Here is a 21,366-nt window from a genome sequence, read left to right on the forward strand (position 1 = left end):
CCTAGGCGAGCAGGTCGTCCATCAGCTCGCGGATCCGGGCGACGGCGGCGGCGACCGGCCGCTCGCGCCACGCGGCCAGCAACGGCTCACGCTGCTCCTCGTCTCCGAGGGCGGCGATGAGCCGTTCGCCGTGCCCGGGCGGGAAGAACGTCTCGACGTGGGTGCCGATCCGCGTACCGAGCGCGGACAGTTCGCGGGCGGCGCCGACATCGCCCCGGTACGCGGCGAGTTCGGCGCCGCCCAGCGCCCACGCCCCGATCACCGGCAGGTCCCGCGAGGACAGCGCGTCGGCGGCGGCGAGCGCCAGCAACGTGGCGGCCTGGGAGACGGCGTCATCCGCCGACGACCGCCGTACCTCGGCCACCCGCACGTACAGGACCGCCACCGCGACCCGGAGCATGGCACGCGGCTGCGGCGGCGGCCCGGCCCACTCGGCGAGAGTGCGGGTCACCCCGTCGGCGTGGGCGAGTGCCTCGTCGTACCGGGCGCGCTGCCAGGCGAGGTGCGCCAGGCCGAGACGCGCCTGCGCGATGTCCATCTGCTCGGCCTGGCCCGATGTCACCGTCTCGCCCACCCGCCGCTCCGCCTCCGGATCGCCGGCCAGGGCGAGCTGCACGTCCAGCCGCACCCGGATCGACCGCGCGTCCTGCGTGGCGCCGACCAGTTCCATGTGCCAAACGCTGCGCGTCAGCCACTCGGCCGACCGGGCCTCCCCGCCTGGCATCAGGAACTGCCCGACGGCTCCCGCCGCCATCGCCATGCCCCAGTGGTCACCGACAACCTCGAATCGGCGGTACGCCTGCTCGGCGTCGACGATCGACGCCTGCGGCATGCCGCCGTTCTCCCGTACCGCCGCGCGGGCGAAAAGGCCGAGCGCCTGCACGTACGGGTCCGGGTGCGCGATCATCTCGGCCGCGCTCTTCAGGCTCTCTTCCGGATCGGACTCGTCGAAGCCGGGCAACGCCGACGCGAGCGCGGTCAGCCGGGGCGACACCTCGGCGGGCCGCTCGTCCAGGAGTGTCCGAAGGGCCCGCCGGGCCAGCACGGCGAGCCGCAGCTCACCGCTGATGCCGGCGTTCACCCCGATCACGAGGCACGTCCAGGCGAGCCGGTCGGCGTCGGGCAGTGGCCGGCCGGTGGCCCGGCCGCGCAGGGTCGCCGAGCGTCGCCGTCGCTCCGGGTCCTCGACGTGCAACAGGCCGCGTGCCCAACCGACGACCTCGAGGTGCAGGCCGCGCACTGTCCAGAGGTGGAGCAGAGCGGTGGCGACGTCGATCGCGGCCGGCTCGTCGTCGTGCCCGAGCGCCCAGCGGAGGCCCGCGATCAGGTTGTCCTGCTCGGCGGCGCAGTGGTCGAGCGCCTCGACCTGTCCGGGGCCGACGAACCGGCCGGCGAGGGCGACGGCCAACTCCCGAGCCCAACCGACCAGGCCGGTCATGGCGCAGCGCCGGTTGCCGGCCGCGTCGAGGCGGGCTTCACCGTACTCGCGGACGGTTTCGAGCATCCGGTAGCGGGGCGGGCCCTCTCCCTCGATCAGGGTCAGCAGGGACTGTTCGACGAGCGTCGCCAGGCCGCGTCGTACGTCCGGGGTCTGCGCGACCGCGGCGGCGAGGTCCGCGGTGAACGGCGCGGGGATGACCGCGAGCCGCTGGAGCAGCGCCTGGTCGTCGGGGGTGAGCAGTTCCCGGCTCCAGTCGACCATCGCCCACAGGCTCGCGTGCCGTTCCGGCAGGCCGCGCAGCGCGTCGTCGAGCAGCGCGAACCGGTCGGTCAGCCCCGCGAGCACATCGTCGATCGGCATGTGGCGCAGTCGTGCGGCGGCCAGTTCGAGCGCCAGTGGCAGGTTGTCGAGCCGGTGGCACAGCGCGAGCGCCCGCTCGGCGTCCCAGGTCAGCACCGCACCGCCGGCTCTCGCCCGGGACTCGATGAGCCCGAGCGCGTCGGAGTCCGGCAACACGGTCAGTCGGTGGACCGTCTCGCCGGCCAGGCCCAACGGAGCCCGGCTGGTCGCGAGGACCGCGACCTCCGGTGAGGTCACCGCCAGCAGGTCGGCCACGACGGTGGCCGCCGCGTCGAGAACGTGCTCGCAGTTGTCCAGTACGACGAGCCCATCGACGTCCGGTGCCACGGCGCGCAGGCGCTCCTCGGGGCTGAGCACCCTCCGTTCGAGGCCCAGGTTGCCGCCGGTCGCCGAGGTGTCCGCGCCTCCAAGCGCCGCGAGCACCGTGGGCAGCACCTCGTCTGGCGAGCGCAGTCCGGCGAGTTCGACCACCCGTACCGACTGCCCGGCCGCCGCCGCGCGCCGCGCCACCTCGGCGGCGAGCCGGGTCTTTCCCGCACCGCCGGTCGCCACGATCGTCACCAGAGCCGCCTCAGTGAGTGCCGCACGCACCGCTTTGACGTCCTGCTCCCGGCCGACGAGAGCGGTTACCGGGCGGCGCCATGCGGCGGGCAGGGCGATCCGCGCCGGCTGCCGGGGCGGTGCCACGACGGCCGGGGTGGTGAGCTCGCCACGCAGTAGCGCCAGGTGGACCTGTGCGATCACGGGGGACGGGTCGGTGCCGTACCGGTCGGCCAGTTCGGCGCGCAGCCGCTCGACCACCTCCAGTGCCTCCGCGTCCCGGCCCTGGGCGGCGAGGACCCGGACGAGCAGGGCAGCCGACGGCTCGTCCGGCGGTGTACGCGCGACAAGCCTGCGCAGGTCAGCCTCGTCGTGCGGCCCCAGACCGGCGAGTGCCGCCTCCGCGCGCAGCGCGGCGACGTCCGCGAACAGGCGCGCGTCCGCGGCGGTGACGAGCTCCGGGACCTCGGGGAACAGGGCACGGGCCTGGTCGGCTGAGCTGCGGGCGGCAAGGACGTCACCGGTCCCGAGTACGGCACGCGCCCGCTCGACGAGCGCCCGCGCCTCGACCGCGTCAACGGTGACCTGCTCGGCGGGCAGGCGGTATCCCGCCGGCACCGCGACCACGGGCAGCCCGAGGCGGCGTACCCGGGACACGAGCGCCTGCACGGCACCGGGGGCGTCATCGGGGGGCGCGCCGTCCCACACGGCGTCCACGAGCAGCGCGGTGGAGACCGCCCGCCCGCGCGCGTCGACGAGCGCGCGGAGCACCGTCGCAAGCCGCTCGCCCCGGACCGGCCGGCCGTCGACGGCGAGCGGGCCGAGGATCGTGATCTGCACGGACCCAGCATCCCCCACCGGTGGGCCGGGTCGCCGGCCACCCGCTTGTGGTCATCGCTTGCCCCGGGGATCGGGGTTCAGGTCGCGGGACGCATACCCGGAGCCCGAGCGGCTGCTGAAGGCGCGGGGTGGGCCGCCCGCCGATCCGTGGGCGTGTGAGGATGCAGCTCGTGCGTGCCGTGATCTTCGACGAGTTCGGCGTCCGACCCGAGGTCCGTGAGGTCCCGGACCCGGTGCCGCCACCCGGGGGCGCCGTCATCCGTGTCGAGGCGACCGGGTTGTGCCGCAGCGACTGGCACGGTTGGCAGGGGCACGATTCCGACATCCGACCGCCACACGTCCCCGGTCACGAGTTCGCGGGCGTCGTCACGGCGGTCGGCACCGGCGTACGCGGCTGGCGGCCCGGCGACCGGGTCACCGCACCCTTCGTCTGCGCGTGTGGAAAGTGCGCGGCCTGCCTGGCGGGCGACCAGCAGGTCTGTGAACGCCAGACGCAGCCCGGCTTCACCCACTGGGGGTCGTTCGCCGAGTACGTCGCGCTGCACAATGCCGACGTCAACCTGGTCCGGCTCCCCGACGAGCTGGACTACCCGGCCGCGGCGGCGCTCGGCTGCCGGTTCGCCACGGCGTTCCGCGCGGTGGTCAGTCAGGGGCGGGTCGGCGCCGGCGAGTGGGTGGCGGTGCACGGCTGCGGCGGCGTGGGACTCTCCGCAGTGATGATCGCCGCGGCCTGCGGCGCGCGGGTGGTGGCGATCGACATCGCCCCCGCCGCGCTCGAGCTGGCCAGGAGCTTCGGTGCCACGGTCTGCCTGGACGGCAGCACCCTCACCGGCCCGGGCGCGGTGGCCGCCGCCGTTCGGGAGGCGACCGCCGGCGGGGCGCACCTGTCGCTCGACGCACTGGGCAGTCACGCCACCTGCATAGCCTCGGTGGAGTGCCTGCGGCGGCGGGGACGGCACGTTCAGGTCGGACTTCTTCCCACCGCCCAGGGCCGTCCGGCCGTGCCGATGGAGCTCGTGATCGCGTTCGAGCTGGAGCTGCGCGGCAGCCACGGGATGGCGGCGCACGCCTACCCGGAGCTACTCGGGCTGGTCACCGCCGGCGTGCTGCGCCCAGCCGAGCTGATCACCCGCACCATCGGCCTCGACGAGGTGCCCCACGCGTTGGCCACGATGGACCAGCCCGGTCACGGGGGAATGTGCCTCATCCACCCCCAATGAAGGGGATGTCCGACGTCACGGCGATGCGGACGTGGCAGCGCTGAGTGCGCCCTCGTTCCCGCTGCGATCCAGCGCGGACACGCAGTAGGAGAGCGGGCCGTCGGCTGGGGCGGTGCGGTCGACCCAGCCCGTACCTCGGGCGGTGCCGACGAGCCGGGCGGTGTCGCCGTCCACCCGGTAGACGGCGAAGCTCGCGGCGCCGTCCCCCCGCCAGGTCAGCGCCACCCCGCCGGTGTCCGCACGCCGCACGCCGGTGACCGTGGGCGCGGCCGGCGGCGCCGCCGGTAGCTGCGCCATCACGGGTACCAGCGCCGGGCCGGCGTAGTGCGCCGCGCTGTACCGGCTGACCGCCCCGAGTTTGTCGGCCCGCACCTGCCGGGCGCTGAAGTGCACGCTTCCGCTCACCCCGTGTTGGCGGTTGAGCGTGAGCTGGCGGTCCAGCTCGGCCGGGTCGCGCCAGGCGCCACGCTCGCCCACCCGGTAGTCGGCCTGCCCGATGTAGAGCTGCACCCGGGTGCCCTTCACCGTGGCCGCCCACCACGGCAGGAGCTTGGCGTAGTCGGCCTTGTCGAACCCGATGTGCCAGTAGAGCTGCGGTACGACGTAGTCCAGCCACTGCTTTCGTACCCACAGTCGGGTGTCGGCGTAGATGTCGTCGTAGCTCTGCAGACCGGCGGTGGCTGAGCCGGCCGGGTCGGTGCGCGCGTTGCGCCAGATGCCGAACGGGCTGATCCCGAACTTCACCCACGGCTTGATCGCCTTGATCCGCTCGCTCATCTCCCGGACCAGCGTGTTCACGTTGTCCCGCCGCCAGGCGTGTTTGTCCGCGAAACCCTTGCCGTACCGGGTGAACGCCGCGCCGTCCGGGAAGTCCTGCCCGGCCTCCGGGTACGGGTAGAAGAAGTCGTCGAAGTGCACCCCGTCGACGTCGTACCGTTGGACGGCCTCCAGCATCGCGTCCTCCACGAAGGTGCGCGCTTCGGGAATTCCCGGGTTGAAGTAGAGGCGGCTGCCGGGTCGGTCGGCGCTGGGAAAGGTGACCACCCAGTCGCGGTGCCGCCGCAGCGGGTGTGTCGGCGCGAGCTGGTCCAGTTTGGGGCCGGGCCCGCCGACCGTGGCCGGCTGCCCGCCCCGGTACGGGTTGAACCAGGCGTGAAACTCCAGGTTGCGGGCGTGCGCCTCGGCGACCATGAACTCCATCGGGTCCCAGCCCGGGTCGCGGCCGTCGCGTCGTCCGGTCAGCCACTCCGACCAGGGCGCGTAGTTGGACGGCCAGAGCGCGTCCCCGCTTGGGCGTACGTGCACGAAGACCGCGTTGTGGTTGCGTCGCACGGCCAGGTCCAGCCACCCGCGGAACTCCGCCCGCACGGTCTCGGCTGGCAACCCTCGCCGACTCGGCCAATCGATGTTGTTCACCGTCGTGATCCACATGCCACGCAGTTCGCGGGGCGCCTGGGCCGGCCGGCCCGCACAGGTGGGGATGTCGCCCGCCGCGCCGGCGGCCGAGTCGCCCCGCTGCGGTGCGCCGCCTTCGCCCGCAACCCGGTCCCGCAACGACCAGGCACCGACCACGATCGCCATGACGAACGCGACGACGACTGCGACGAGTGTTCGGGCACGACGACGGCTATTGGGTACGGCGGGCGGAGCGGCGGCGGGCATTGCCCCAGTCTGCCCAGGGTTGCCCTGCGGATGAAACACGATGGGCCGTTACTTAACGCTCAGCTAAGTCGGGCCGCTCATGCGGTGGCCGCTTCAGCCCACCCGCTTGCCGGGCCTCGGCGCCCAGGAATGCTGGGGCGTCGAGGCCCGACCGCAGGTCAGCAGTAGAGGTTGGCTCCGGCAGGCACACCGAGGATGGCAACGAACTGCTGGTACTTGGTGACGCGACTCTGCACCTGGGCGGGGTTCCCGCCGTTGCACTCGATCGAGCCGTTGATGCTGCGGATGGTCTCGCCGAACCCGGCGCCGGTGACCATCGCGTTGTGGGCGGTCATGCTGCCCGGTCCGTTCTGGGTCATCCAGTACCAGATGGCGGTCTTCCAGGCCACCGCAGCATCGTTCTGCACCAGCCAGGGGTTGGTCAGCAGGGGCAGCCCGAGGGCGTTCCCGGCGGCGTTGTAGTTGAAGTTCCAGCTCAGCTGGATCGGCCCGCGCCCGTAGTAGGCGGCCTGCCCGGCGGGGCAGCCGTAGGGCTGGCCGGCGTCGCAGTAGTGCGGGTAGTTCGCGGTGTTCTGCTCCACGATGTGGACGAGCCCGCCGGTCTCGTGGTGCGCGTTCGCCAGGAAGGCTGCGGCTTCCTGGCGCTGGACGGTGGCACTGCCGGTCCTGGTGAACGCCGAGTAGGCGTTGAGTGCGGCGACGAGGCCGGAGTACGTGTAGAAGGAGTTGCGGCCCGGGAACATCTGGTTGAACTGGGCCTCGGTGACCACGAAGCCGCCGGGGTTGGTGGGGGGCGGGGTGGTGGGCGGTTGGCCGCTGCAGGTGTAGGGCTCCCAGTACCAGGTGCTGATGGTGGGGTCGTAGCCGGGATTGTCGTGCTCGGCGATGTAGTACAGGCCGTTGGTGTACCGCACGATGGCCCCGGTGGTGTACCAGGTGCCGGCGACCCAGTTTGGGTGGTTGCAGCTTCCTGAGGGCGGCGGGGTGGTGCCGCCGCCGCAGGCGCCGAGATCCTCCCAGACGCCGGTGGTGCCCGGGGGCGCCTCGCTCTGGGTCCACCACTTGGCCTGGTAGTTGCGGCCGTTGTGGGAGACCTGGGCGCCTCCCGTGTAGACGGCCGAGGACTGCCACGATGCTGCACAGGCCGCGGCGGATGCGGCCGTCGACGGGATGATTGCCATCAGTCCGCTGGCGACAGCCAGTGCCGCCAGCGCGACCAGGGCGCGCAGTCTCGACATGTGATCACTCCTTCCTGGGATATGACCGGCCGACGACTCGGCCTCACATAGACAGGAGTGACTGTAACATCTTCTGTTCGGAATCTTTACTATTAGCCGAGGGTCGAAGGTCCATGCCGCGAATGCCGCGTGCCTACTGCAGAGCCGGCCGGTCGGACGTCCTGCGTCCTGGGCAGCTACCGTCGAAGCGGTAACCAGGGCAGCGGTGCAAGGGGTCGGGTGATGACGCGCCGGGACGAGGAGTCGGCATCGCCTCGAGACGGCGGCGGGTTTCTGCGGTGGGTGGAGCTGGCTGAGGGCGACGCGAACGTGTCGGACTATCCGTTCACGTTGCCCGTCGTTGCCGGGCTACGGGCGGCCGGTCGGCTGGAGCTGGATCCAGCGGTGACGTTCCTGGCCGGAGACAACGGCACCGGCAAGTCGACGCTGATCGAGGCGATCGCGGTAGCGGCGGGGTTCAACCCCGAGGGCGGATCAACCAACTTCCGGTTCAGCACCCGCGAAACCGAGTCCGCTCTTGGTGAGCACCTGCGACTGGTCCGCGGGATCAGAAAGCCCCGCACCGGGTTCTTCCTGCGCGCCGAGTCCTTCTACAACGTGGCCACCGAGATCGACCGGCTCGGCGTCGCCGCCGGCTACGGCGGCGCCAGCCTGCACGAGCGATCCCACGGCGAGTCATTTCTCGACCTGGCCACGCACCGGTTCAAGCCCCGAGGCCTCTACCTGCTCGACGAACCGGAAGCCGCCCTGTCCGTGCACGGCTGCCTGGCGCTACTCACCCGCATCCACGATCTCACTCGGGCCGGCTCACAGTTCGTCATCGCCACCCACTCCCCCATCCTGCTGGCCGTCCCGCACGCCCGGATCCTGCAAATCGCACCCAGCGGCGTCATCAGCCATGTCGACTACGACGACGCCCAGCCGGTGCTGCTGACCCGATCATTCCTGGCCAACCCGCAGCGCTATCTGCATCACCTCTTCAGCGACGACGGCTGACCTGAACCAGACATCCATCACCTGGGAAATGGGTCGACCGGCGGGCGGGCAGTTCAGTCCAGGACCGCGGTGGCATCGACCTCGACCAGGAGGTCGGGGCCAGCGAGCGCGCTGACGCCCAGCCCGGTGATCGGCGGGACCGGAGTGATTCCCAGCTTCGCGGCTGCCCGGGCAATCCCCTCCACCAGCAGAGACATCTTGTCTGGAGTGAAATCGACGATGTATACGGTCAGCTTCGCGATGTCATCGAAGGAGCCGCCGACCTCAGCCAGCGCGGTGCCGACGTTCAGGTAGCACTGCTCGACCTGAGCGGCGAGGTCGCCCACGCCGACCGTGCCGCCGTCGGCGTCCACGGCGACCTGGCCGGCGAGGAAGACCAGCTTCGAGCCGGTGGCGACTGCCACCTGCCGGTGGGTGTCGACCTTCGGAAGTCCTTCGGGGTTCACCAGAGTGATGGCCATGCGTCCTCCTCGTCGTGGAGCCAACGGGCTCGCTCAGGTCAAAACATAGCATGGCAATGTTATGTATCCTGGTGTGATGGTGAGAACAAAGGATCCGGCCGTCCGCACCTTGCTCGTCGAACGTGCGGCAACGATGCTCCGCACGCGAGAGCCCGTCACCCTCCGCTCACTGGTGGCCGGGACGGGCATGTCAACGATGGCCGTCTACACCTACTTCGGCGGCATGGAGGGCGTATGGAAAGCCCTGCGACAGGAGGGCTTCACCCGCCTGGCAGCGAGGTTCGCCACGGTACCCACCTCCGAGGATCCGGTTCAGGACCTGACGGCCCTGACCGTCGCCTACCTCGGCAACGCCCTGGACCACCCCGACCTGTACCGGGTCATGTTCGACGCGAACTTCGACCTTGAGGACCTCAAGTCCGCAGACGCGACCCTGGAGTACATGGTGCAAGCCGTCGGACGGTCCAGGCAGGTCGGCCGCTTCCGCGCCGGCACCGATCCGCTGGAGGTGGCGACCCAGACCTGGACCATCGCCCACGGGCTGGCCTCCCTGGTCGCCAACGGTCCACTGTCGTCCCAAACGCTCGCCAACGGCGTCGCCCTCTTGACCGCGCTGTTCATCAACACCGGAGACGACCCCGGCAAATGCCGTTCCTCCGTCGAGAAGGGCTGGAAGCAGTTGCACCTGCCCGCCGGATAGCCCCCGTCAAACGCCTCGTCCGTTGGCCCGCGCCGGCGGTCAGCCCTGCCAGCGCACGATCCCACCGACCACGGTGAGCGCCACCCTCAGGTCGCGCAGGCCAGCCGGCTCCACGCGGTACGGGTCGGTGGGCAGCGCGATGAAGTCCGCGAGCATCCCCGGAGTCAGCCGCCCCTTCAGGTGCTCCTCGTAGGAGGCGTACGCGCCGGCCTCCGTGAAGCAGCGCAGTGCCGCGTCGAGATCCACCCGCTCGTGCGGGTCCACGCCGCCTGCTTCGACGGTCGGGCGGGGTCAACCATGCTAGACAGCCGCCGACCGCGGCACAGTGCTGCCTGGACGGCGTGATGCGGGAAGCGGCGACGCCGGCTCGGCCCTGTACACGGTTGATCGTCGCGGCGGGTGGCCGTTCCGGCGCCAGGCGGGCGGTCGGCCCCCGCCGTACCCTGGTGAAGGTTCTGGCCCCAGTGATCGTGGCAGATGCGTCGGCTCATGCCGACTGCTCGCCCGGAAGGAGCACAGTGAACCGACCCCTCAGGACCGCGCTCGGCGTCGCCCTGACCACCTCCCTCCTGACCTCCGTCGCCGTCGCGCCCGCGCAGGCGCACGCCGGAGGTCGGCCGCCCGCCGTCCTCGCCCTGCCCGACGGGTTCCAGCCCGAGGGCGTTGCCACCGCCGGCCGGTACGCGTACTTCGGCTCCCGCGCCACCGGCGCCATCCACCGCGTCGACCTGGTCACTGGCGCCGGAAAGACGATCGGCGCTCCCACCGGCACCCCGTCGCTCGGCCTCAAGGTCGACCCGCGCGGCCGGCTGTTCGTCTCCGGCGGCACGGCCGGCGACGCCCGCGTGCTCGACAGCCGCACCGGCAAGGTGCTGGCGCGCTACCAGTTCGCCACCGCCCCGACGTTCGTCAACGACGTCGTCCTGACCCACGACGCCGCGTACTTCACCGACTCCAACCGGCCGGTGTTGTACCGGCTGCCGCTCGGGCGCGGCGGCGCGTTGCCGCCCGCCGACGGTTTCACCACCATCGCGCTGACCGGCGCGTACGAGCAGGTCGGCACCGGAGTGAACCTCAACGGCATCGTCGCCACACCGGACGGCAGTGCGCTGATCGTCGTTCAGTCCGCCACCGGCACCCTGTTCCGGGTCGACCCGGCGACCGGCGTGACCACCGTCGTGGACGTGCCCGGCTACACCTTCACCAACGGTGACGGGCTGCTGCTGCTCGGCCGCACCCTCCACGTCGTACAGAACCGCCTCAACCAGATCGCGGTGGTCACACTGAACCGCGCTGGCACCGCCGGAACGGTCACCGGCACCATCACCGACCCGAACTTCGACGTGCCGACCACCGTCGCCAAGGCGCTGGGCCGGCTCTACCTGCCCAACGCCCGCTTCACCACCCCACCGACCCCGACCACGCCGTACACGGCCGTCGCGGTCCGCACCCGCTGAGCATCCCGAGGGGTACGCGCACCGCGCGTGCCCCTCGGGCCAGCCAGCCACAGACGGTGCAGCCGGTGGACGCGACTGCCAGCCGTCCGGGCCGCAGGTGTGCCACGTCTGGCCCACTGCACCGCTTCGGCCGAGACCGGCGGCCAACGTCCGGAATGGCTCATGGCTCGTTGGGATCTGGGAATCGCCGATCGGCGAGGGGCGCCGTGCACGTCGTCGGCGTCTACCGACGTCGGGCACCACGAAGGGGGCAGGTCAGTCTGCGACGCTTTCTTTCGTTCCAACAGCCTTGACGGCCGCATGACAGCAAATGAAGTCAGACCGGTGTGCGCTTTCCCGGTCGGCCGCCGCGTCGGCGGCCAGTCCATGACCGGTGTGGCGCTCGGCGTCGAATCCCGGACACACCGATCCGGTCTGATCAGCAGGGCCGAATCCAGCAAGAACCGAGCCGCAACTTGCATGCGGCCGGGGTTGGCGCGTGCGTTGCACCACGCAATAAGCGACGACCTACCAATTGATAGACGCCAATCTTGACTTGTTAGGCAAGTCGGCGCACCGTAAAGAGTCAGAGGCAGATGGGTGCCGTTGTCGGCCCAACCGGGGTGGTGTGTCCAATGCGGGCAATGCCGGATTTTTGCAGTGCATCAGGAGGCCATCCATGCGGCTAGGTCCATTCACCGGGGCATATCTCACCGATCCGGCCAGTGTGTGGCGACGCATTCTTGACGATCCCGACGAGGTTCACTACGCCGAGGATCTGGGACTGTGGTTGATCAGCAGGCACGCGCACGTCCGGCGGGCCCTCGCCGACCCCGCGACGTTCGGCAACGCGCTCACCCTGGCGCCGGTGTACGAGGCCTGCCCGGAGGCGATGAGCGTGGTCATGCAGCTCAATGCGCCACCCACGACGGCCGCCGCGGATCCTCCGGTGCACCCGCGCACCCGCCGGGCCCTCCGGGCGACCTTCGCGAACACCCCCGACCGGGCCGAGGCCGAGTACGGCCCGATCGTCCGGCGCCGGGTCGACCAACTGGTGTCCCGACTGGTCGCCCACCAGGGCGGGCAGGTCGACCTCATCCCGGAGTTCGCCACCGAACTTCCCCTGCTGGTCGTCCTGGACATTCTCGGGGTGCCCGACGCCGACATCGGGCGGATCAGGAGTTGGGCCGACGGCCAGATCGCCCTCATCTGGGGGCAGCCGGACCCGGCCGACCAGGTGCGCCTGGCCCAGGATCTGCTGGAGTTCTGGCGCTACTGCCAGGAGCTGGTCCAGCAGCGGCTCGACAGCGGGCAGCCCGGCGACGACTTCATCAGCCGGGCCCTGGCCTTCCGCGACGACGACGACGCGGTGCTGACCGTGCCCGAGGTGGCGAGCTTGGCCTTCAATCTCCTGGTCGCCGGTCACGAGACCACCGCCGGGCTGGTCGCCCACACCCTCGACCAGGCGCTGTCCCACCCGCAACGGTGGCGGGCGATCACCACCGACCCGCGGTCCGTGCACGCGTTCGTGGCCGAGACGCTCCGGTTCGCACCCGCCATCGACGGCTGGCTCAGGGTGACCCGCCGAGACGTCACGCTGGGGAAGGTCACCATCCCGGCGGGGGAGCGCTGCCTGCTGTTGATCGGAGCGGCGAACCGGGACCCCGCGGTCTTCGCCCAGCCTGATCGGTTCGACCCGCACCGTTCCGATGTGACGGATCACCTGTCCTTCGGCCACGGGCCACATTTCTGTATCGGAGCGGCATTGGCGCGACTCGAGGCTGGGATCGCCCTCACCCGACTCGCGGCGGCCATTCCTGGCCTCCGGCTGGCACCCGGGCAACATCGTTCGTTCAAGCCCAATGTTGCATTTCGCGCACACCACACGCTGCCCGCAATAATCGATATCATGGCACCGGTCGACGACCCGGCGGTACCGGGCGCGGCGAGCGCCGAGGTGCACTCCGCTTGACACTGACCGCGATCCGTCCGCACGACAACCGGGGCTGACCTGCGGACGGATCGGGTGTGCTTCGAGCCTGCCGGGCTTGCCACGTCCGTCGCGGCGCCGGCGCCGAGGGCGGGCTCCGTCCGCACCTGGTCGCTTTGCTTGACAATCCATGTCGGTGAACGTCTTCACACCCATCGGATCCTGGGTTAAGAATTGCCTCTATGAATTTTCAGCCCATCGGTCAACCTCGATCTGACGCCTGCTACTGATTCGCTGGTGCCATGAAGGTGAGCACATGGAGCACACACCCCCGTCGAACGTTGCTCACTCCGCGGCCAGTCAGCGGTTCCGGTGGGAACTGCGCAGCTGCCGTGTCCGGCGAGGGCTGACCCAGCGGGCCCTGGCGGATCTGGTGCGGTTCAGCCGGGAGACGGTCGCGGCGGTGGAGTCGGGTCGCCGCTTCGGTAGCCACGAGTTCGCCGTCCGCTGCGATGACGTGCTCAGCACCGGCGGTCGGTTGGCGGCGCTGTGGCCAGAGGTCGCGGCCGAGCAGTTGGCGGCCGACGGTCGCCGCGGCCCCCGTTCCCCGGACCCGGTGCGACTTGGTCCCCCGGTGCCGCGCCAGCGCGGTCGGCGCGACGCGCGCGACCCGGGCGCCATGGTGGACGCCATCGACGAGTTGCGCGAGCTGATCGGCCAGGTGCTCAACGGCCAACCCGACCCGGACGACCACGGACGTCGCCAGGCGGGCGAACCCCTCGACGACCAGCACTGACCTCACGAACCCGGATCGCCCGCACTGACCCGCCGGCTGCTAACTCTGGGTACAGATGCTGGTACGGGCAGTTTGTACCACGGCCAGGTCTGGTCTCTGGGCTCGGGTTCCGGCGGAATGGGACGTGCATTCGGCAACGTGCAAATAGACCGTCATCGACGAGTCGCGGGAGTCAATCTTGGCGTCGAGCACGAGGTCCCACGCGGCCCGACCCTACCCGACCCGACGGCGCAGTTGGAAGATCGCCGGCCGGATGCGACTCATCGTCGCGGCGCCGCTGGTCGCCGTCATCGGATTCGCCGGTCTCGCGCTGACCGAGAGCGCGCGCCAGACGTCCCGCGCCAGCGATCTGGAGGTCCTGGCGCGCCTCGGCGCCGAGGCCGGTGACCTGGCCTACCGGCTGCAACGCGAGCGCATCGCCGCCGCCGACCTGCTCACCTACGCCGCCCCGGAGCAGCAGGACGCCTTCAGCGCGGAGATGGCCGCCACCGACGCCGCCGCCGCTCGCTACCGCCGGCAGCGCGACCGGGTGCCCGCCGACGCCGACACCAGCCGGGCACTCCTGGGCCGCATCGACGCAGCGCTGGACGGCCTCGCCCCGCTGCGCACCCAGGTGCGTACGGCGGCGCACGCCTCGGTGTCGGCGATGACCTTCAGCTACCGCATCGCGATCGCCGATCTGATCAACTTCCGGGAGAACGTCTCGCACGGCGTGGTCAACGCCCAGCTCGCCGACGGGATCCGGGCCTCGGCGGCGCTGTCGAAGACGGCGGAGGCGATCGGTCAGCAGCAGGTAGCCGTGCTCCGCGCGGTCGCAGCCGGCGAGCTGACCCCCGCCATGCAGCAGGACATCACCGGCGCGCGCACCAGTTACACCGAGTCGAGCCTGTCGTTCCTGGCCCTGGCCCCCACCGACTGGAGCCTCTGGTGGGAACAGGCCGGTACCGGCAAGGAAGCACTCGCCCTGCAACGGATGCAGGACGACGTGTCTCGGGCGCAGCCGGGGACGCGACTGGAACTGGCGACCACCTCCTGGGTGTCCACGACGCAGGAGCGCTCCGCCCGCCTTGCCGAACTGCGGGGCCGGGTCGACGCCGCGGTGCTCGACGACGTCCGGGCCGCGCATGCCGACCAGCGCCGCCGGGCCGTGGCCGAGGCGGTCGGCGTACTCCTGGCACTGCTGCTGACCGCGCTGGTGACCTGGGCCGTCGCCCGGCAGATCACCCGTCGCCTGCGTCGCCTGCGCGACGCGGCCAACGCCGTCGCATTCGAACAGCTCCCCGCTGTGGTGGCCCGCCTTCAGCGTCCGGACAGCTCCACCGTCGACCCCCAGGAGCTGGCCCGCCAGCAGTCCACCACGGCGCTCGAACCGTCCAGCGACGACGAGATCGGCGAGCTGGGCCAGGCCTTCAGCGCGGTGCACCGGGCCGCCGTGCAGACCGCCGCCGAACAGGCCGTCATGCGCGCCAACACCGCCGACATCTTCATCCACCTGAGTCGCCGCGAACAGCGACTGGTCGACGCCGTCCTGGCCCAGGTCGACCGGGTCGAGCGGGACGAGACCGACCCCGATCGGCTGCACCAGTTGTACACGCTGGACAACCTGGCGACCCGGATGGGACGCATCAACGCCAGCCTGCTGGTGCTCGGCGGCGTCGGCGTGGGTCGGGTACGACAACACGACGTGCCGTTGCAACAGGTGCTCCAGGCGGCCCTGTCCCAGATCGAGCACTACGCGCGGATCCGGCTCGGCATGATCGACGGGGATGTCGCCGTAGCGGCCAACGCCGTCGACGAGGTCGTGCACCTGCTCGCCGAACTCATGGACAACGCGACGGCGTACTCGCCACCGGGCAGCGAGACATGGGTGACCGGCCGGAGCCTCGGGGACCGGGTCATCGTCCAGATCAGCGACGAGGGGGTCGGGTTGCCCCCACCCCGGCTCCAGCAGCTCAACGACCTGCTGGCCCGTCCACCCGCCATCGACGTCGCCGCCGTACGGGCGATGGGGCTGGTCGTCGTGGGCCAGCTCGCGGCCCGGCTCGGGGCCACTGTCCAACTGCGTCGCGGCCCCCGGCGCGGCACGTTGGCCGAGGCGACGCTGCCCGCGGCGATCATCCGGTCCCTGCCACCGGAGGAGTACCTGCTCGCACCCGGCCGGCTGTCGCGCCGGGCGGCCCGTACGGCCGGCCCCCCGCCGCCGTACCGGTCGCACCAGGAACCCACCGCCGGTCGCCCCCGGCCGAGCGGACCCTGCCGGCGGCGCCGGTGTTCCGACCGGCCCCCACCCCCGTGGACCGGGGTGAGGCCCCGACCGAGGAGCTGCTCATCTTCGAAGAGGTCAACCACTGGTTCCACACCGATGTCGTCAACGGTCACGACAGCCGGGAGTGGTCGAGCCCGGCCGACGACGCCTGGCGTACCGCTGCCCAGGCGCACACCCCCGAGGTCGCCGCGACCACCAACTCCGGCCTGCCCAAGCGACAGCCGAAGCGGCATCTCGTACCCGGCGGCGTCACCGTGCCCCAGCAGCAGCAACGGTCGGAATACCGGGACCCGGCCCAGGTGGCCACGGCAATGGCCGCCTATGCGCGCGGCGTGGCGTCCCGCCGACGTACCCCGATCAACCTCGGCAACAGATGACGCGACAGGGAGAGCACGTGAGCGACCAACAGGACCTCGGCTGGCTGCTGGACACCTTCGCCGAGCGCGCGACCGAGGTCAGCCATGCGATCGCCATCTCCGCCGACGGCCTGATGGTGGCCGCCACCCGCGATCTGCCGCCGGACCGGGCCGACCAGCTCGCCGCGACGGGCAGCGGCCTGGTCAGCCTGCTGCGGGGCGCGGCGGCCTTCTTCGACGCCGGCGCGGTGATCTCCAACGTCACACAGCTCGAAGGCGGGTTCATGTTCTCGATGGCCTTCAACGACGGCGCCTCGCTGTTGGTGCTGGCCGCACCCGAGTGCGACGTCGGCAAGGTCTCCTACGAGATGACCGAGCTGGCCAACCGGATCGGGGACGCCCTGACCCCCGCGGCCCGAGCGGCGCTCGCCCGCAGCCGCTGACATCCCGGTACCCCACGCCGGAGACCCATCCCTTCCCCTGGAGAAGACATGTCTTTCACCACCCCTCGGCGCAGCCGTGTGCTCACCGCCACGCTGCTCGCGCTCGTGTTGACCGTTGGCACGGGCTGCGCCGACGACGAATCCGGTCCGAGTTCCAGCGGATCGATAAAGATCGGCCTGCTCGCGTCGCTGTCCGGGACGTACCAGTCCGTCGGCAAGGACATCCGCGACGGCTTCGAGCTCTACCTGGCCACCCACGACGGGAAGCTCGGTGGCCGGCAGGTCGACCTCGTCGTCGCCGACGAGGGCAACGGCACCCAGACGGCGGTGCCGGCGGCGACCAAGCTGCTCAAACAGGACCGCGTGGTCGCGCTCACCGGCATCGTCGGTGGTGGTTCGGTCGCCGGGGTCTACCCCCTGCTCAACGAGACCAAGGTGCCGCTCGTCGGATCCAACGGCCGGCCGGAGCTCAAGGACGTCACCCGGGTCTGGCACACGTCGTACCTCTCCGACGAGCCCGGCGCCGCGATCGCCCAGCACGTCCGGGACAGCGTGAAGGGGTCGGTGTACGCGATCGGCCCGGACTACCAGGGCGGCTGGGACGAGCTGCGCGGCTTCACCGACGCGTTCGCCAAGATTGACGGGAAGCTCGCCAACCCCGACGGCAAGACCACCTTCACCCCGTTCCCGGCGACCACCAACTTCACCCCGTACTTCGCCCGGATCAAGGCCTCGGGTGCCTCGGCCGTCTACACCTTCTACGCCGGCAGCGCCGCCGTCGACTTCGTCAAGCAGTACGCCCAGTCCGAGATCAAGGACGTCCCGCTGTACGCTGCCGGGTTCCTCACCGAGGGCGGCGTGCTCAACGCACAGGGCGAGGCCGCCCGGGACATCTACTCCGTGCTCAACTACTCCCCCGACCTCGACAACGCCGAGAACCGTGCCTTCGTCGCCGCGTGGAAGGCCAAGCACGACGGCTCACCGACGACGTACGCGCTGGCGTCCTACGATGCCGCGGCGGTGTTGGACCGGGCCATCGCAGCCGCCGGGAACGACCCCACTCCGGAGGCCATCAACACGGCCATCGGTCAGCTCGGCCAGATCGCCAGTCCGCGCGGCACCTGGCAGTTCTCCACCGCCACGCACTCCCCCGTGCAGAAGTGGTACCTGCGTCAGGTCCGCCAGGACGGCCGGACGCTGTCCAACACCGTCGTGGGTGACCTCGCGACCATCGGCCGATGACCGCGGTGGCGGCCGGCACGAACCGGATCGACCCGTACATCATCCCGGCGCTGGACGGAGTCGCCTACGGGCTGCTCGTCTTCGTCGCCGCGGCGGGCCTGGTCTTCTGCTTCGGCGTCGCCAACATCCTCAACCTGGCACACGGCACGCTCTACGCGATCGGCGGATACACGGCGGCCGCCCTGCTCGACGGAGGCTGGGCGAGTCTGGCGTTGGCGCTCGCGGTCGGTGTGCTGGCCGCCGCCGCGGCGGGCGTGCTGCTCGCTGGCCTGCTCACCCCGGTCGCCACGGGCAATCACCTCACCCAGGCGCTGCTGACCTTCGGGGTGGCGCTGGCCGGCGGCAGCCTGCTCGTCGCCGGCTTCGGACCCGACGATCCGCAGGTCCGGGTCCCCGCCGCCCTGGACGGGTCGGTGGTCGTCGCCGGCCACCGCTACGCCGCCTACCGGCTGGTCTTCATCGTGGTCGCCGCGGTGATCGCCGTGGCGCTCTACCTCACGGTGCGGCGTACCAGGGCAGGAATGCTGGTCCGGGCCGCCGTCGACGACGCGGAAATGGTCTCCTGCATGGGCGTGAGCCCCGCGCGGATCCGGGCCGGTGTGCTCGCCGCCGCCGGCGCGTTGGCCGGCGCGGCGGGGGTCCTGGGCGCGCCCATCATCGGACCCGGCACGGACACCGCCGACACCGTGCTGTTGCTGTCGCTGGTGGTCGTCGTCCTCGGTGGCCTCGGGTCCATGGCGGGCACTCTGCTCGCCGCGCTCGCGATCGGGGAGATCCAGACCCTGGGAGTGGCGCTGTTGCCGTCCGCCGCACCGTTCCTGTTGTTCGCCGCCATGGCGGTCGTTCTCGCCGTGCGGGCACGGGGCCTGGCCATCACCCGGAGGGCGACATGAGGGACGAGGTGATCCGCCAGGTACGACGTACCGTCGCGGTCCTCGTCCTGGCCGGCCTGGTCGTGGCGCCCTGGGTGGTCGACGACTACACCGCGGCGATCCTCGCCCGGACGTTGGCGCTGGCCCTGGTCGGGGTGAGCGTGGCACTGCTCACCGGCGTCGCCGGCATGCCCACCCTCGGCCAGACCGCACCGTACGCGGCCGGCGCCTACGCCTGCGCCGTGCTCGGCAGCCAGGTCTCCGACGTCGGCGTCGTGCAGCTCGCCGTGGCCGCGGGCGCCGGGGCGGTGCTGGCCGCGCTGACCGTGCCGCTCGTCGTTTCGGCCCGGGGGGTGATCGTCCTGATGATCACCCTGGCCATCGGTGAACTGGTCGTGACCGTCCTCGGCCGATGGCGGTCGGTGACCGGAGGCACAGACGGGTTGGCCGGCATACCCGCGGTCCGCCCGTTCTGGGGCCTGCCGGTCCTGGCCACCGACCAGGCGCGTTACCTGTACACCCTGGTCGTCGTGGCCACGCTGGTCGGCGCGGTGGTGCTGCTGCTGCGTACCCGGCTCGGGCTGGTGCTGCGAGCCGGCCGGGACGACGAGACACGACTGCGGGCCAGCGGGCACCGGGTGCCGCTGCACCTGTCGGGTGCACACATCGCCGCCGGGGCGATAGCCGGTGCCGCCGGTTCACTGCTGGTCGTCGCCCAGCAGTACATCTCCCCCGCCGACTTCGGCTTCGACACCTCCGCCCTGCTGCTGCTCGGTGTCGTCATCGGTGGCACGGCCTCCGTTGGCGGTGCTCTGGTGGGTGCCGCGCTCGTCATCGCCGTCCGGGACTGGCTGTTCGGGGTGCTGCCCGGTCATGCGCCGCTGGTGCTGGGCGCGCTGTTCGTGGCGACGGTCTACCTGCTGCCCACCGGCGTCAACCGGGTCCGCGGCCCACTCGGGAAGTTGCGTCTGCCGACAGCCCCACCGAACCGGCCGGACGCCGCGCCCGCCCGTGACCACGCTGCGGTACCGGAGCTACGCGCATGACCTGCCTGCTCCACGCCCAGGACGTCAACGTGCGCTTCGGCTCGCTGGCCGCGCTCGTCGGCGTCGACCTGTGCATCCACGACGGCCAGCGACACGCGCTCATCGGCCCCAACGGAGCGGGCAAAACGACCCTGCTCAACGTGATCGGCGGGTCGACGAGGCCGCACCGCGGCTCGGTGAGGTTCGCCGGACGGGACATCAGTCGGCTCGGCCCAGCGGCGCGGGCGCGCCGAGGCATCAACCGGATACACCAACGACCCGCGGTGTTTCCGACGCTCACCGCGACGGAGAACGTCGTGGTCGCCGCGCTGCCCCGGACCATCCGGCGCCGCAGATGGTGGCCCGGGGGACGTCACCGCACCGCACAACACCAGGCGGGCCCCCTGCTGGACCAGATGGGCCTGACCGACGTCGCGGGGGTGCCCGCCGGTCACCTCGCACACGGGCAACGACGTCAGTTGGAGATCGCGATGGCCCTTGCCGGTCGCCCCCGCCTGCTGCTGCTCGACGAACCGGCGGCCGGGCTGTCCGCCACCGACGTCGGCCGGCTGGTCGAGCTGCTCCGCGAGCTACCCAGGGCGGTCGCCGTGTTGCTGGTCGAACATCGACTGGACCTGGTGTACGCCCTCTCCGACACGGTCACCGTGCTGCGCGACGGCCAGACGTTGGCCGCCGGAACGCCGGACGAGATCCGTACCTCGCCGCTGGTGCGGCAGGCCTATGCCGACGGGATGTCGTGATGCTGTGCGTGGAGCAGCTGTGCGCCGGCTACGCCGGCGGGATCGTGCTGCACGAGGTGAGCCTGCGGGTGCACCCCGGCAGCATCCAGGCCGTGGTGGGTCGCAACGGGGCGGGCAAGAGCACCCTCGTGCACACCATCGCCGGGCTGGTGCGAGCCTCCAGTGGTCGCATCGAGATCGGCGGCGTGCACGTGGCCGCCCGGCAGCCCCATCGCGTCGCCCAGTCCGGGGTCGGGCTCGTCCCCCAGGGCCGCCGGGTCTTCTCCCGGTTGACCGTGGCCGAGCATCTCGTTCTGGCGGCCGCACCGTGGCGGGCCGCGACCCCCGGCGGCGAGGGGTGGACGGTGGCCCGGATCCTCGAACTGCTGCCGAGGCTGGCGGTGCGGCTGCGGCACCGCGGCTGCGAACTCTCCGGCGGCGAGCAGCAGATGCTGGCGATTGCCCGTGCGCTGCTCGGCCAGCCCCGGGTGCTGCTGCTCGACGAACCGTGTGAGGGCCTCGCCCCCGACCTGGCGGCGCGGGTCCGCGAACTCATCAGTGGCCTGGCCGCCGACGGGTTGACCGTGCTGCTCATCGAGCAGCAGATCCACCACGCGATCGAGATCGCCGACCGGCTGGCGGTGCTGGAGTACGGCCGGGTGGTCTACGACCGGCCCACGATCGAGGCCCGCGCCGATCCGGCCCCGCTGGCGGCGATGTTGAGCGTCGCCGCCGTCCCGCCGCCCCCCGCCGCGCGACCACACCCTCGGCTCTGGGCCGACACCCCGTAGGCCAGCCGACC

Annotated in this window: 18 protein-coding genes and 1 pseudogene; 14 read left to right on the forward strand and 5 right to left on the reverse strand. The window is 71.5% G+C overall.

The window, feature by feature from the left end; genetic code table 11:
• Position 1: 1 nt before the first annotated feature.
• A complete protein-coding gene (locus tag ACFY29_RS32390) occupies positions 2-3,181 on the reverse strand; it encodes a BTAD domain-containing putative transcriptional regulator (protein ID WP_386992192.1) in 3,180 nt (1,059 codons plus the stop codon).
• A gap of 161 nt (positions 3,182-3,342) precedes the next feature.
• On the opposite strand from ACFY29_RS32390, the gene ACFY29_RS32395 reads away from it, so the two are divergent.
• The gene (locus ACFY29_RS32395; protein ID WP_386992193.1) at positions 3,343-4,401 is read left to right on the forward strand and encodes a zinc-dependent alcohol dehydrogenase family protein; all 1,059 of its coding nucleotides are present in this window, start codon (positions 3,343-3,345) and stop codon (positions 4,399-4,401) included.
• 15 nt (positions 4,402-4,416) lie between these two features.
• Here the strand turns inward: ACFY29_RS32395 and ACFY29_RS32400 are convergent, their stop codons facing one another.
• Together ACFY29_RS32400 and ACFY29_RS32405 are read right to left on the reverse strand one after the other, a co-directional pair.
• The gene (locus ACFY29_RS32400; RefSeq protein WP_386992195.1) at positions 4,417-6,063 is read right to left on the reverse strand and encodes a glycoside hydrolase family 10 protein; all 1,647 of its coding nucleotides are present in this window, start codon (positions 6,061-6,063) and stop codon (positions 4,417-4,419) included.
• A 158-nt stretch (positions 6,064-6,221) separates the two neighbouring features.
• Complete coding sequence (locus ACFY29_RS32405; RefSeq protein ID WP_386992197.1) at positions 6,222-7,301, reverse strand: glycoside hydrolase family 19 protein; 1,080 nt, start codon at positions 7,299-7,301, stop codon at positions 6,222-6,224.
• Positions 7,302-7,523: 222 nt separating this feature from the next.
• Here ACFY29_RS32405 and ACFY29_RS32410 point away from each other — a divergent pair, with 222 nt between their 5' ends.
• Positions 7,524-8,297, forward strand: coding sequence for an AAA family ATPase (locus ACFY29_RS32410; protein ID WP_386992199.1), 774 nt, complete (start codon positions 7,524-7,526; stop codon positions 8,295-8,297).
• A 53-nt stretch (positions 8,298-8,350) separates the two neighbouring features.
• Here ACFY29_RS32410 and ACFY29_RS32415 read toward each other — a convergent pair whose 3' ends face one another.
• Positions 8,351-8,758: a RidA family protein gene (locus ACFY29_RS32415; protein ID WP_386992201.1), complete on the reverse strand. Its 408-nt coding sequence runs from the start codon at positions 8,756-8,758 to the stop codon at positions 8,351-8,353.
• Positions 8,759-8,834: 76 nt separating this feature from the next.
• On the opposite strand from ACFY29_RS32415, the gene ACFY29_RS32420 reads away from it, so the two are divergent.
• A complete protein-coding gene (locus ACFY29_RS32420; protein WP_386992203.1) occupies positions 8,835-9,458 on the forward strand; it encodes a TetR/AcrR family transcriptional regulator in 624 nt (207 codons plus the stop codon).
• Between the two features lie 39 nt (positions 9,459-9,497).
• On the opposite strand, the gene ACFY29_RS32425 is transcribed toward ACFY29_RS32420, so the two are convergent.
• Complete coding sequence (locus ACFY29_RS32425; protein WP_386992205.1) at positions 9,498-9,722, reverse strand: amidohydrolase family protein; 225 nt, start codon at positions 9,720-9,722, stop codon at positions 9,498-9,500.
• A gap of 254 nt (positions 9,723-9,976) precedes the next feature.
• On the opposite strand from ACFY29_RS32425, the gene ACFY29_RS32430 reads away from it, so the two are divergent.
• The 11 genes and pseudogenes from ACFY29_RS32430 (at position 9,977) to ACFY29_RS32480 (ending at position 21,355) form a co-directional block, all read left to right on the forward strand.
• Positions 9,977-10,915, forward strand: coding sequence for an SMP-30/gluconolactonase/LRE family protein (locus ACFY29_RS32430; RefSeq protein WP_386992207.1), 939 nt, complete (start codon positions 9,977-9,979; stop codon positions 10,913-10,915).
• Positions 10,916-11,573: 658 nt separating this feature from the next.
• Positions 11,574-12,866 carry a cytochrome P450 gene (locus ACFY29_RS32435; protein WP_386992209.1) on the forward strand — a complete coding sequence of 431 codons (1,293 nt, stop codon included), beginning with the start codon at positions 11,574-11,576 and terminating at the stop codon, positions 12,864-12,866.
• A 274-nt stretch (positions 12,867-13,140) separates the two neighbouring features.
• Positions 13,141-13,620 (forward strand): helix-turn-helix transcriptional regulator, encoded by a 480-nt coding sequence (locus ACFY29_RS32440; RefSeq protein ID WP_386992211.1) that lies wholly within the window; start codon positions 13,141-13,143, stop codon positions 13,618-13,620.
• 253 nt (positions 13,621-13,873) lie between these two features.
• Positions 13,874-15,673, forward strand: a pseudogene (locus ACFY29_RS32445) (nitrate- and nitrite sensing domain-containing protein); the annotation flags it as partial.
• Positions 15,674-15,888: 215 nt separating this feature from the next.
• Positions 15,889-16,263 (forward strand): hypothetical protein, encoded by a 375-nt coding sequence (locus tag ACFY29_RS32450; protein WP_386992213.1) that lies wholly within the window; start codon positions 15,889-15,891, stop codon positions 16,261-16,263.
• A gap of 17 nt (positions 16,264-16,280) precedes the next feature.
• A complete protein-coding gene (locus ACFY29_RS32455) occupies positions 16,281-16,685 on the forward strand; it encodes a roadblock/LC7 domain-containing protein (RefSeq protein ID WP_386992215.1) in 405 nt (134 codons plus the stop codon).
• Positions 16,686-16,733: 48 nt separating this feature from the next.
• Positions 16,734-17,927: an ABC transporter substrate-binding protein gene (locus ACFY29_RS32460; protein WP_386992217.1), complete on the forward strand. Its 1,194-nt coding sequence runs from the start codon at positions 16,734-16,736 to the stop codon at positions 17,925-17,927.
• The gene (locus tag ACFY29_RS32465) at positions 17,924-18,820 is read left to right on the forward strand and encodes a branched-chain amino acid ABC transporter permease (RefSeq protein WP_386992219.1); all 897 of its coding nucleotides are present in this window, start codon (positions 17,924-17,926) and stop codon (positions 18,818-18,820) included. The genes ACFY29_RS32460 and ACFY29_RS32465 overlap by 4 nt, the downstream gene beginning before the upstream one ends.
• Positions 18,817-19,845, forward strand: a complete 1,029-nt coding sequence (locus ACFY29_RS32470) for a branched-chain amino acid ABC transporter permease (protein WP_386992221.1) — start codon at positions 18,817-18,819, stop codon at positions 19,843-19,845. Before ACFY29_RS32465 ends, ACFY29_RS32470 begins: the two co-directional genes overlap by 4 nt.
• Positions 19,842-20,585, forward strand: a complete 744-nt coding sequence (locus tag ACFY29_RS32475; protein WP_386992223.1) for an ABC transporter ATP-binding protein — start codon at positions 19,842-19,844, stop codon at positions 20,583-20,585. Before ACFY29_RS32470 ends, ACFY29_RS32475 begins: the two co-directional genes overlap by 4 nt.
• Complete coding sequence (locus tag ACFY29_RS32480) at positions 20,585-21,355, forward strand: ABC transporter ATP-binding protein (RefSeq protein WP_386992225.1); 771 nt, start codon at positions 20,585-20,587, stop codon at positions 21,353-21,355. Before ACFY29_RS32475 ends, ACFY29_RS32480 begins: the two co-directional genes overlap by 1 nt.
• Positions 21,356-21,366: the final 11 nt, after the last annotated feature.

Origin of the sequence: Micromonospora sp. NPDC000668 (assembly GCF_042897975.1) — a bacterium.
In the GTDB taxonomy this organism is placed as follows: Bacteria; Actinomycetota; Actinomycetes; order Mycobacteriales; family Micromonosporaceae; genus Micromonospora.

Coding starts and splice junctions, on each gene's coding strand:
- ACFY29_RS32405 (WP_386992197.1), bottom strand. CDS start 7,301: ATGTCGAGACTGCGCGCCCTGGTCGCGCTGGCGGCACTGGCTGTCGCC.
- ACFY29_RS32415 (WP_386992201.1), bottom strand. CDS start 8,758: ATGGCCATCACTCTGGTGAACCCCGAAGGACTTCCGAAGGTCGACACC.
- ACFY29_RS32475 (WP_386992223.1), top strand. CDS start 19,842: ATGACCTGCCTGCTCCACGCCCAGGACGTCAACGTGCGCTTCGGCTCG.
- ACFY29_RS32470 (WP_386992221.1), top strand. CDS start 18,817: ATGAGGGACGAGGTGATCCGCCAGGTACGACGTACCGTCGCGGTCCTC.
- ACFY29_RS32420 (WP_386992203.1), top strand. CDS start 8,835: ATGGTGAGAACAAAGGATCCGGCCGTCCGCACCTTGCTCGTCGAACGT.
- ACFY29_RS32440 (WP_386992211.1), top strand. CDS start 13,141: ATGGAGCACACACCCCCGTCGAACGTTGCTCACTCCGCGGCCAGTCAG.
- ACFY29_RS32410 (WP_386992199.1), top strand. CDS start 7,524: ATGACGCGCCGGGACGAGGAGTCGGCATCGCCTCGAGACGGCGGCGGG.
- ACFY29_RS32395 (WP_386992193.1), top strand. CDS start 3,343: ATGCAGCTCGTGCGTGCCGTGATCTTCGACGAGTTCGGCGTCCGACCC.
- ACFY29_RS32465 (WP_386992219.1), top strand. CDS start 17,924: ATGACCGCGGTGGCGGCCGGCACGAACCGGATCGACCCGTACATCATC.
- ACFY29_RS32460 (WP_386992217.1), top strand. CDS start 16,734: ATGTCTTTCACCACCCCTCGGCGCAGCCGTGTGCTCACCGCCACGCTG.
- ACFY29_RS32480 (WP_386992225.1), top strand. CDS start 20,585: ATGCTGTGCGTGGAGCAGCTGTGCGCCGGCTACGCCGGCGGGATCGTG.
- ACFY29_RS32435 (WP_386992209.1), top strand. CDS start 11,574: ATGCGGCTAGGTCCATTCACCGGGGCATATCTCACCGATCCGGCCAGT.
- ACFY29_RS32400 (WP_386992195.1), bottom strand. CDS start 6,063: ATGCCCGCCGCCGCTCCGCCCGCCGTACCCAATAGCCGTCGTCGTGCC.